Source organism: Psychrobacillus sp. FJAT-21963 (assembly GCF_001420585.1).
Taxonomy (GTDB): Bacteria; Bacillota; Bacilli; order Bacillales_A; family Planococcaceae; genus Psychrobacillus.
The window spans coordinates 286076-297930 of record NZ_LJIY01000009.1 but is presented as its reverse complement, the minus strand read 5'-3'; the positions used below and the strand labels follow the sequence as shown (position 1 = coordinate 297930).

Annotated in this window: 10 protein-coding genes; 3 read left to right on the top strand and 7 right to left on the bottom strand. The window is 35.2% G+C overall.

Translation table 11 applies throughout. From position 1 onward, the window contains the following. Nucleotides 1–393 precede the first annotated feature (393 nt). Together AN959_RS18065 and AN959_RS18060 are read left to right on the top strand one after the other, a co-directional pair. Nucleotides 394–1113 carry an MgtC/SapB family protein gene (locus AN959_RS18065; protein WP_053588540.1) on the top strand — a complete coding sequence of 240 codons (720 nt, stop codon included), beginning with the start codon at nt 394–396 and terminating at the stop codon, nt 1111–1113. A 16-nt stretch (nt 1114–1129) separates the two neighbouring features. Beyond that, nucleotides 1130–2119 (top strand): cation diffusion facilitator family transporter, encoded by a 990-nt coding sequence (locus AN959_RS18060; RefSeq protein ID WP_053588539.1) that lies wholly within the window; start codon nt 1130–1132, stop codon nt 2117–2119. Nucleotides 2120–2147: 28 nt separating this feature from the next. Here AN959_RS18060 and AN959_RS18055 read toward each other — a convergent pair whose 3' ends face one another. The 4 genes from AN959_RS18055 to pruA form a co-directional block, all read right to left on the bottom strand. Next, nucleotides 2148–3311, bottom strand: a complete 1164-nt coding sequence (locus AN959_RS18055; protein ID WP_056832835.1) for an iron-containing alcohol dehydrogenase — start codon at nt 3309–3311, stop codon at nt 2148–2150. 86 nt (nt 3312–3397) lie between these two features. Further along, nucleotides 3398–4642 (bottom strand): Glu/Leu/Phe/Val dehydrogenase, encoded by a 1245-nt coding sequence (locus AN959_RS18050; RefSeq protein ID WP_053588538.1) that lies wholly within the window; start codon nt 4640–4642, stop codon nt 3398–3400. An 81-nt stretch (nt 4643–4723) separates the two neighbouring features. Then, nucleotides 4724–5917: an ornithine--oxo-acid transaminase gene (locus AN959_RS18045; protein WP_053588537.1), complete on the bottom strand. Its 1194-nt coding sequence runs from the start codon at nt 5915–5917 to the stop codon at nt 4724–4726. Between the two features lie 64 nt (nt 5918–5981). After that, nucleotides 5982–7526: an L-glutamate gamma-semialdehyde dehydrogenase gene (gene pruA / locus AN959_RS18040; RefSeq protein WP_053588536.1), complete on the bottom strand. Its 1545-nt coding sequence runs from the start codon at nt 7524–7526 to the stop codon at nt 5982–5984. Nucleotides 7527–7678: 152 nt separating this feature from the next. Between pruA and AN959_RS18035 the strand changes: the two genes are divergently transcribed. Further along, nucleotides 7679–8986 carry a sigma-54-dependent Fis family transcriptional regulator gene (locus AN959_RS18035; protein ID WP_053588535.1) on the top strand — a complete coding sequence of 436 codons (1308 nt, stop codon included), beginning with the start codon at nt 7679–7681 and terminating at the stop codon, nt 8984–8986. A 67-nt stretch (nt 8987–9053) separates the two neighbouring features. Here the strand turns inward: AN959_RS18035 and yugI are convergent, their stop codons facing one another. The 3 genes from yugI to AN959_RS18020 all read right to left on the bottom strand — a co-directional run bounded on the left by yugI (nt 9054) and on the right by AN959_RS18020 (nt 11764). Continuing rightward, entirely contained in the window at nt 9054–9428 is a 375-nt protein-coding gene (gene yugI / locus AN959_RS18030; RefSeq protein WP_053588534.1) for a S1 domain-containing post-transcriptional regulator GSP13, read from the bottom strand. 85 nt (nt 9429–9513) lie between these two features. After that, nucleotides 9514–11220, bottom strand: coding sequence for a hypothetical protein (locus tag AN959_RS18025; RefSeq protein ID WP_056832804.1), 1707 nt, complete (start codon nt 11218–11220; stop codon nt 9514–9516). Beyond that, nucleotides 11210–11764, bottom strand: a complete 555-nt coding sequence (locus tag AN959_RS18020) for an RNA polymerase sigma factor (RefSeq protein ID WP_056832802.1) — start codon at nt 11762–11764, stop codon at nt 11210–11212. The genes AN959_RS18025 and AN959_RS18020 overlap by 11 nt, the downstream gene beginning before the upstream one ends. Nucleotides 11765–11855: the final 91 nt, after the last annotated feature.

Genomic DNA, 11855 nt, shown 5'->3' with positions numbered 1-11855 from the left:
CGACTAACCGAAGCTAGTCTATCAAGCTATATGTCTTAACGTTTTGCATGTTCAGTTTTCAATGTTCATGTTGTCGTCTCGTTTAGGCGACTTTATTAGTATATCTTCTTTCAGTTACGAAGTCAACAACTTTTTAAAATTAATTTAAATTGTTTAACTGTCGTTCCGAAGGACAAGTATTAGTATATCTATTCACCAAACAAAAATCAACCCTTTTTATAAAAAAAGTTTTAATTTCTTATCATTTAATCTCTTATCTATTGTTAGAGCCTTATTTAACACTACTTGTCATAGCAAAATACGTTTAATGAGATAAGAATAAGGTATTGTATATCTAAAATAGAAAACTCTACATATCATTATATACAGAATATATAGATGGGGGAATTAAAAATGGATTTTCTTCAGCATTATTTAATAGACACGGAAATCATATTAAAATTATGTTTGGCAGCATTATTAAGTTTAATAATAGGTATAGAAAGGGAATTAAAGAAAAAACCGATTGGATTAAAAACTAGTATAGTTATTGCTACATTTAGTTGTCTCTTAACTTACATCTCGATTGAATCTGCTTATACCGCAAATCCTCGAGATGGAATAAATATCACAATGGATCCACTACGTCTTGCAGCACAAATTGTAAGTGGTATCGGTTTTTTAGGTGCAGGTGTTATTTTAAGAAAAGGAAACGATAGTATTACTGGACTAACTACTGCTGCAATGATATGGGGAGCTGGAGGAATTGGTATTGCAGTTGGCGCAGGTTTTTATATAGAAGCGGCTTTATCAGTTTGTATAGTATTAATAGGAATAGAACTGATTCCTCCCCTACTTACTAAAATCGGACCTAAAAGGTTACGATCGAGAGAATTATCTTTGAAGGTACTAGTACCCAATAAAGAAGATATTGAAAAGGTTTATCAATATTTAAAAGAGAATGGGGTATATATAGAAAGCATTCGTATTAAAGATATCATATTAGAGAATAATGTGATAAAGCATGAGATTGAAGCGCGTCTGTCTATACTCACTAAAAAAAATACAGTAGAATTTTATTACATCATGAAACAAGAAGACTTTATAGAACGTATAGAAGTTGAATCTATCTAACAAAAGGAGTAATTATATGACAGAATTTTTTAAACTACTAAAAGGTGGAAATAAATCCTCCTTTCTCGCAGCAATTGTTAATACAATTATCGCAATTGTAAAAGGTGTTGCATTCTTTTTTACAGGAAATGTCGCCATGTTCGCTGAAATGATGCATTCAATAGGAGATGCAGCTAACCAATATTTTGTGTTTTTTGGTTCAGCGTTATCTAAAAAAGCCCCTACACCTCGATTTCCAAATGGTTTTGGCCGTTTAATTAACTTAGTGTGTCTCGGAGCTGTTATTATTGTTGGTATTCTTTCATACGAAACCATTAAAGAAGGTTGGCATCATGTACAACACCCCGCTGCTTCTACTGGTGTAGCAATAAGTCTTGCTGTACTAGGTTTTAGTATACTCTTAGAACTTTTTGTCCTTTATAAAGCCGGAAAAGAGATCCTACATGAAGTTGGAGAAAAAGGTGGATTTTTAGCACCACTTACTTCAAGTTTTATTCACCTAAAACGTGCTAAGCCAGCAACGAAGCTTGTATTCATGGAAGATTTAGTCGCTACTACTGGTGGTATTCTTGCATTTGTAGCAGTTTTAATATCCTACTTTACTGGTTTCTTACAAGCTGAAGGCATCGCATCTATAATCATCGGGCTTATGATGTTTTATGTTGTCGGTAAAGTATTCCTTGATAACGCAAGAGGTGCTTTGGGAGAAACAGATGAACAAATGCTTGTCCATATTGCACATATCGTTTCTGAGAACAAAGATGTAAAAGACATAAAGGAATTAGAAGTAATAAAAGAAGGAGAATTCTTACACGTAGACTTAGTAGTTGAAATTGATCCTACTCTTTCATTTTCACAAGTAGATGATATTCATGATGTATTGAAAGAGCTAATCTTAAATCAACAAAGTGTAACGGATGTTACAATTGCCTTTGATGAAGATGACGGAATAAGAAAATGGACGCATCATAAAGATCCACACACCGTATTAAAAACACATGACTGAGCAAAAGCTCAAGTCATGTGTTTTTCTTTTATAGACAAGCAGTAAGTATGGCTTTAGTATCTTCTGCATTCAGCCTTTTAAAATTGCCGTACTCTCCGTTAGCCATTGCCTTATCAACCATTAAGTCAATTTTTGAATCGTCAATATTATAATATGCTAAATTTGTCGGTGCATTCAAAGAAGCCCAAAATTCAGCCAATCGATCAATTCCTTCATGTGCAATTTGTTCCGTGGATTTGCCCTCAGGATTTACATGAAATACTCTAGTTGCTAATTTTGCAAATCTCTCTGGGTTAACAGGAACATTATGGCGCATCCATCTTGGGAAGATGATTGCCAAACCACCAGCATGCGGAATATCGTATACGGCAGATACTGCGTGTTCGATATTATGACTTGCCCAGTCACCTGCATAACCCATTTGTAAGAAGCCATTCAATCCCAACGTTCCTGCAAATAAAATAGTCTCACGAAGTTCATAATTTTCTAAATCCTGTATAAGTTTCGGGGCAGCCTCTATTACCGAGCGGAGCACCCCTTCGATCATCTCATCTTGCACAGGAGTATTAGTAGCATTATTATAATATTGTTCGAACATATGCGACATCATGTCAACAATTCCATATACAGTTTGATCTAATGGCACTGTATATGTATTTACTGGGTCTAAGATGGAGAATTTAGGATAGACAAGCGGGTGACCCCAGCCGTATTTTTCTTGCGTTTCTTCATTAGTAATAACAGAACCAGCATTCATCTCTGAACCTGTAGCTGCTAATGTTAAGATTGTTCCAAAAGGTAACGCTTCTTTTGGAAATGCTTTTTTAGTAACAAAATCCCATGGATTCCCTTCATATTTCGCAGCAGCAGCAATAAGTTTAGTACAATCAATAACGGAGCCTCCACCAACTGCTAGTATTACTTCAATTCCTTCTTTCTTACACAGTTCTGCTCCTTTTATAGCAGTGGTCAATCTAGGATTAGGCTCCACTCCAGCTAATTCAAATACTTCCATATTAGCTTCATTTAAAATAGAGATTACTTGATCATACAATCCATTTTTCTTGATACTGCCCCCACCATATACGATAAGAACTTTCTTTCCATAGAAGGATAACTCGTCCTTTAATTTACTAATTTGTCCTTTTCCAAAAATTAATTTTACAGGATTATAAAAAGAAAACGCATTCATCCAAAAATCCTCCTTCTTTGTATCTTTTTTAATCATAAAAAAACCGCCTGTAATTTACAAGCGGTTCAACTTATTATAAGAAGTGTTTATACCCAACCACGGAAACGTGATGCTTCAGCAGTTTTGCGTACACCAACCATGTAAGCAGCTAAACGCATATCAATATTACGAGTAGTAGCTACTTCGTAAATATTTTCAAAAGCGTCTACCATTTTAGCAACTAGTTTATCGTTTACTTCATCCTCAGTCCAATAATAACCTTGGTTATTTTGAACCCATTCAAAGTAAGAAACAGTTACTCCACCAGCACTTGCTAAAACGTCTGGTACTAGTAATACTCCTCTATCGTAAAGTATTTTAGTAGCTTCTGTAGTTGTTGGACCATTAGCAGCTTCTACTACGATTTTAGCTTTAATATTATGAGCATTTTCATTTGTAATTTGGTTTTCGATTGCAGCAGGAACTAAAATATCACAATCCAATTCTAATAATTCTTGGTTAGAAAGTGTATTTTCAAATAAAGTAGTTACTGTTCCAAAACTATCGCGACGATCCAATAAATAATCGATATCTAAACCGTTTGGATCATGTAATGCACCATAAGCATCTGAAATACCGATAACTTTTGCACCTTGATCATGTAAGAATTTTGCTAGGAAGCTTCCAGCGTTACCGAAACCTTGAATTACCACGCGTGCACCAGTCATATCAATACCACGTTTTTTAGCAGCTTCGTTAATAATGATTGTTACACCTTGTGCTGTAGCACGGTCACGACCTTGTGAGCCACCAAGTACAAGTGGTTTACCAGTAATAAATCCTGGAGAGTTGAATTGGTCCATACGACTATATTCATCCATCATCCAAGCCATAATTTGAGCATTTGTAAAAACGTCTGGCGCTGGGATATCTTTTGTTGGTCCAACGATTTGGCCAACAGCTCTAACATATCCACGGCTTAAACGTTCAATTTCTCCCATAGACATTTCACGTGGGTCACATACAACTCCACCTTTACCGCCGCCATAAGGAAGATCAACAATTCCAGCTTTCAAAGTCATCCACATAGAAAGAGCTTTCATCTCGTCAGGAGTTACACCAGGATGGAATCGAACTCCACCTTTAGTAGGCCCTACAGCATCATTATGTTGCGCACGGTATCCAGTGAAAACTTTTACTGTATTGTCATCCATTTTAACTGGGATACGTACTTCCAACATTCTAAGTGGTTCTTTAAGTAGTTCATACATTGCTTCGTCATACCCTAATTTTTGCAAAGCTTCGTGAATTACAGCCTGTGTTGATGTGAACAGGTTTAAATTATCAGCCATTTGATATTTCGCCTCTTTAATTCATAATGATTTCTTCGGAACAATTGTAACATATAGTTGTAGAAATTTGTCTATAAATTATTATTTTGTAAATACTTTTTTAATTCTTTCAATTGCCCAGTCTAACTCTTCTTTTGAAATAATTAGAGGTGGTGCAAAACGAATTACTGTATCATGTGTTTCTTTACATAATAATCCTAGTTCTTTCAAAGCTTCACAATATGGACGAGCTTCTTCCGTTAACTCCATACCAATAAATAATCCACGTCCGCGAACTTCTTTAATAGAAGGATGATCAATTTCATTTAATGCATTAACAAAATATTCTCCAAGTTCAAGTGAACGATCAGCTAATTTTTCGTCAACTAATACATCAAGAGCCGCAAGAGAAACAGCACATGCCATTGGGTTACCACCAAAAGTCGAACCATGTGAACCTGGGTTAAATACGCTTAGTACATCACTATTAGCAACGATACATGAAATTGGGAATACCCCGCCTCCTAATGCTTTACCTAGGATGTACATATCTGGCTCAACGTCTTCCCACTCACAAGCAAACATCTTACCAGTACGGCAAAGACCTGCTTGAATTTCGTCTGCAATAAATAATACATTGTTTTCGCGACATAATTCACGTGCAGCTTTCATAAATCCTACTGGAGGAATAATGATTCCAGCTTCACCTTGAATTGGTTCGATTAAGAATGCAGCAGTATTTGGTGTAATTGCAGCTTTAAGTGCTTCTAAATCACCGTAAGGTATTAATTTGATACCTGGAAGCATTGGTCCAAATCCACGTTTGTATTCAGGGTCTGATGATAAAGAAACAGCTCCCATTGTACGACCATGGAAGTTACCATTACATGCAATCACTTCTGCTTTATCCGTTTCTACACCTTTTACATCGTAAGCCCATCTACGTGCAGCCTTGAATGCTGTTTCAACAGCTTCAGCACCAGTATTCATTGGTAATACCATATCTTTACCTGTTAATTGACTTACTTTTTCATACCATGGTCCTAATTGATCATTATGGAATGCACGAGAAGTTAAAGTAACACGGTCAGCTTGATCTTTTAAAGCTTGAATAATTTTTGGATGACGATGGCCTTGGTTTACTGCAGAATAAGCAGAAAGCATATCCATAAATTTATTACCCTCTGGATCCTTTACCCAAACACCTTCCGCTTCCGATACAACGATTGGAAGTGGATTATAATTATTCGCACCAAATTTATTTGTTTGTTCAATGATCTCATGTGAAATTGTCATTAGATACTCTCCTTCTCTTCAAATAGTAGGTAGACTCACATTAAGGTGAGTCTACCCGTAAAAATTAAAGCATTTCAGAAGTTGTTTTTGCTTGCATATGAAGTCCGATATAGTCAGGACCACCTGCTTTTGAATCTGTTCCTGACATATTGAATCCACCGAATGGTTGGTATCCAACAATCGCACCTGTACATCCACGGTTGAAGTAAAGGTTACCAACGTGGAAATCTTCGCGAGCTTTTTCTAAGTTCATACGGTTATTTGTAATAACAGCACCTGTTAAACCATATTCAGTGTTGTTAGCAATTTCGATTGCTTCGTCGAAATCTTTTGCTTTTGTAAGACCTACAACTGGTCCAAAGATTTCTTCTTGCATAATACGAGCTGTTGGAGATAGGTCAGCTATTACTGTTGGTTGGATGAAGAATCCTTTTGAATCGTCACCAGTACCACCTGTAACTAAACGTCCTTCGCCTTTACCAATTTCGATGTAGCTCATAATTTTCTTGAATGAACCTCCATCGATAACTGGACCAACAAAGTGCTCATCATTATCAGGAACACCAACAGTTAAGTTGTTTGTTAATTCTTCTACACGGCTTACTACTTGATCGTATACATCTTCTACGATTACTGCACGTGAACAAGCAGAACATTTTTGACCACTAAATCCAAAAGCAGATTTCACGATAGATTGAGCAGCTAATTCTAAGTCAGCTTCTTTATCTACAACGATTGTATCTTTACCACCCATTTCAAGGATAGAACGTTTGATCCAGATTTGACCTGGAGCCAATTTTGATGATTTTTCAACGATTCCTAGACCAACATCACGAGAACCTGTGAAGCTGATTAAACGAGTACGTGGGTGCTCAACTAAGAAGTCACCGATTTCCGCACCAGAACCAGGGATGAAGTTTACTACACCTGCAGGCAAACCTGCTTCTTCTAATACTTCAACAAATTTGTAAGAAACAACTGGAGTTGTTGAAGCTGGTTTTAATAGTACTGTGTTACCTGCTACCACCGCTGCAACTGTAGTACCTGCCATAATTGCAAATGGGAAGTTCCATGGAGAAATAACTACTGCTACACCTAATGGAATGTAGTCATAACGGTTATATTCGCCTGGACGGCTTTCTACTGGTGCTCCATCTTTTAAACGTAGCATTTCACGGCCATAATATTCTAAGAAGTCAATTCCTTCTGCTACTTCTACATCAGCCTCAACCCAAGTTTTACCCGCTTCTTTAGATAAAAGAGCAGAAAACTCGAATTTGCGACGGCGAATAATAGCTGCTGCTTTGAAAAGTACATCTGCACGTACTTCAGGTTTTACTTTTTTCCAAGTATTAAATGCTTCATCTGCAATTTGCATTGCTTTAGCTGCTATTTCTTGAGTTGCTTTAGAAACAACACCTACTACTTGCTCTTTATTTGCTGGGTTATAAGAAGTGATTTTACCTTCTGTTGTAATTCTTTCCCCACCAACGATCAATGGGAACTCATTTCCAAGGTAACCTTCGACTACTTTATAGCCTTCTTTAATCGCTTTTTTGTTTTCTTCTTTAGAGAAGTCTGTAAATGCTTCGTGTTTATAATCTATCATGGAAAAATCCTCCTTTAAATTTAGTGCAAATTATTTTAGTGCAAAAATTATTTGCTCTTTTAATCCGTTTACATATATAATAATGCAAAAGATTGTTGCGTTTTTCAAGTGTTAAATTCTAAAATGTTAAAATTTTTTTTGAGGTGAGCCGTGTGAGTGAGAAAAATGAAAAGCTTTTTCCTTTTTATAAATTTGCTGCCGAACAAGTAGCTATCGGCATCCACGCAGTTGATACAACAGGAAAAACAGTCATTTATAATGAAAAAATGAAAGAAATCGAGGGCTTAAATTCTGTAGACGTTGAAGACCGTTCCATTTTGGAACTTTTTCAATTTGAACAGCATGAAAGTACGTTATTAAAAGTCCTCCATAGTGGAAAACCTGTATTACGCGTTAAACAAACATACTGGAATCGTAATGGGCAAGAAATAACGACTATAAATGATACATACCCTGTTTTGGATGATAATGAACTTATCGGAGCAGTTGAATTTTCTAGAGATATCACTGCACTTGAACGATTAATTTATCAACCATTAAAAAGGTACAACGAACAAATCACCCTTTCTACCATTACAGCTGTTTCTCCTGCCATGCAAGCAGTATTGGAGCGTTCTATAAAAGCAGCCCATGTTCGAATGCCTGTATTATTAATCGGAGAAGCTGGTACTGGCAAAGATTTAATAGCAGAAGGAATTCACAATCAGCTCTCTCCAGCTAATAATCAATTTGTTTCCCTTTTTTGCCATAGTTCAGATATTCACTTAATTAATAAATTTAAAAAAGAACTTGAACATATCTCAAACTGTACAATATTTTGTGAAAGAATCGATTTATTATCCCTCGAATTGCAAAAACAGCTTTTAGATATTTTAAATTCAAATAAAGACGGAAATAATTTATTCATCGCAAGCATTGGTGAAGATCCAGTAGATTTAATAGCAAAGGATAAATTAAACAAGGAATTGTATTACTATTTTGCAACCGTGACTATTACAATTCCACCGCTCCGTCAGCGAACAGAGGATATTTTACCTTTTATGAATGATTATTTTAATCGATATCTTAATCTGTATGGCTCGACTATCAATAAAATTGAAGATGATGTCATTCAAGCATTTTTAACGTATGAATGGCCAGGAAATTTAAAAGAGCTTGAACTTCTTTTAGATGAAATCAGCTCGATGATTACTACTGAGCAGGTGCTTAAGTTTGATATGCTTCCACTTCACTTTAAGTTGAAAGTACAGGATTTCAATGAATCCTCAAAAAAAGCAGAGGATTTTGTATTCACTGCTGAAAAAGATTTGTTGCCTTTGGAAGAATATTTGCGTGAAGCGGAAAGATATTATTTACAAAAAGCTTTAGATAAATATGATGGCAATGTAACAAAAGCTGCAGAAGCATTAGGAATGAGCCGCCAAAACTTACAATACCGTCGCAGAAAAATGAAACTATAAGTTTGAATAATTAAAAAGGTGACTCTTAAAGCTGTGAATTCACAACATTTAGGAGTCACCTTTTCATTTATTGAACAGACTGATTAATCCATTCTGCAAGCTTTTCTTTTAATGTGTTAAATCCTTCTTCATCATGTTCATCAACACGCGCTTGTAAAGATTTCCTTGGTTTATCATCTTTTTTAGAAATGGTAGGTTTTTCTTGTAGTTCACGTATTGACAAGCTGATTTTACCAGATTCACTGTCCACTTCTAAGATTTTCACTTCTACTTCTTGGCCTACAGTTAAAAATTCACCGACTTCTTTTACATAGCCGTAAGTAATTTCAGAAATATGCACGAGACCTTGTGTATTTTCGTCTAAACTAACAAACGCTCCATATGGTTGAATTCCAGTAACTTTACCTGTGACAACATCTCCTACCTTATTTTCATTATTCATTTTGTTCACTCCCGATTTCTCTTATGCGCATCTACCCTTATGGTCATGTTAAATTATAACATAATAGAAAGAGAGCAAGCAAAAATCACTGAGTAGGCATAAAAGCTGCTCGCCAGCCATTTTCAGTTTGGATAATACTAAAGCCAACAACTTGCTCTTCTAAGTGAATTGTACGTTCCGGAGCCATTGTTATGATTACATATCCCTCTTTATCCGATCGTTGTTCAAAGTGTAGCGATGAGAACTCCTTCCGAATATCTGTTATTTTTAGTTTTGGAGCACTCATATATTCTTCTTTTGGTATTTGAACGTACGAATCATCTTTTATATACAACTCGTACTTTGTTTCATAATCCTCCATCAGTGAGCAATAATAATATAGACCAACAATCTCTTCCGGCGTTGCATCTTTCAATACTGTTTGATCGTGAGTTGCTGCAAATGATTTATATAGTGCATGAATTTGCTGTAAAAAATCATGATTCACAACTTGATCTTTTGTTATTAAATTTGGCATAAATTTTTCTATATCCCCGTTTTTCGCAAGGTGAAGAGCATCTTCGATATGAGCGTATGAGAAATTATTCCATTCTTCAGATTTTGTCCATCCTGTCTTTTCAAATTCATTCACTATTGGAATTAATAAATATGGAAATGGGGAGTTACCATTAGTTTGAGTCATTAATCTCCATAGTTCTCTATATTCATCTTTTACAATACCCTTTTTATCGAAAACTGGATTCTCTTTCGTCCCTTTTACTAAAAAATAGAACACGCTCGTGTAATACGATTCCATTTTGGAGTCACTTCTAAAAGTGTTTACATAATCATCCAGAAAATAATTTTCCATATTCTTCAAAACAATAAATGTTTCATTGATTGGATTTAATAATTCCCATGTATAAGTAAATGGCTCGGACGCCATCATTTGTAAATAACCATCAGCTATTGAATTTAATTTCCCAAAATATAAAGTGGGAGTAAGTGTATAATCGAACCGAAATGTAATATCAATTCCATCCTCTATTATGTCTAATCGGAGACTCTGATTTTGAGAATTATCCCTTAAATTCTCAAATCCCTCCGGAAGGTAACGTTCATTTTCAAGTATTTTATTTACATCGTAGAGGCCGTCTACTTTATATATGGCTAATTCATCTTTATACTCATTTAGTTTTTCATTTGCATATTCCCTAAAACTGTTGATTTTTAAGTAATATTCATTTAAAAAATCTACTGTTTCTTCTTTGTTTAATTTCTTTCCTAGGTGAATTTCATTTACCATCTCTGATGGTAGTTTTAAATTATTCATAATTTCCTCATACGGTTCATCTAAGTCGGTATAAATAGTTCCATCAATTAAAGGGCTAGACCTATCATCCGTGTAATGCTGAAAATGCATATCCGCCAACCTAATAAATTCTATTTGAGAAAACTCCTCTTCTGATAGGTTCAGCATTTCACGACGTTTTTCTCTCTCTATTGGATAATTCTTTTTCAATTTCTCTAGAAAGGCTTTCGATTCCTCATTCTGTATCTCTTTTCCATGTCTCGTTTCGTCTTCTAATAAAAATGTTGCTCCAAGTATTCCAATAATTAATATACTTGCAATACTAACAGCCAATACGGTAATTTTTTGCCATTTTGATTTAGTAGTTTTATTCTTGCTTAGAGGTTCTACTTTTTCCAATTCGATTTTATTTAGAATTCCATCCGTGTCTATACTAGATGGAACTCTATCGTATGATGTTTTTAATAAGTTCAATCTTTCTTCAAGCTGCTTATCGTCCATGCTTGGCACCTCCATTCGATGAAAGTAGGTTTTTTAGTTGGCTTTTTGCTCGTAGTAATCTTGTTTTTACTGTAGTTATGGGAACACTTAATATATCAGCAATTTGTTCGTACGATAAATCATGAAAATAAAATAAAATTATTGGATGCTGATATTTTATATCTAGTGATTGAATTGCTTGATGCAACTCCTTGTCTTCTTCAAATAGCAATATACGATCTTCCGCGGACTTAGTGGAGATATTCGAATAGTTATGATTTAGCTTTTTTTCCTTTTCTATTTCTTTTGTTTCCTTACGATAATAGTCTCTTGTAGCATTTAAAGTTATTTTATAGAGCCATGTTGTAAACCTTTCGCGTTTAAATTGATGCAAAAAACGGTAAAGCTTTACAAACACTTCCTGAGTGACATCAGGAATATCATTCACTTTGACACCACATTGAAAAGCAAACTTTTCAACGGTTCGGTGATGTTTTTGAATAAGCGCTGTATATGCAGCTTTATCTCCTTGCTGCGCTCGCTCAATTAATTCATTTTCAGACATTGCTCCCCCTCGCTCTCTATATATTGGTGATACGAAAGATATTTCACGAATGTTTCAATTGTATGTATACATTTTCTTGTAAACCTCATGT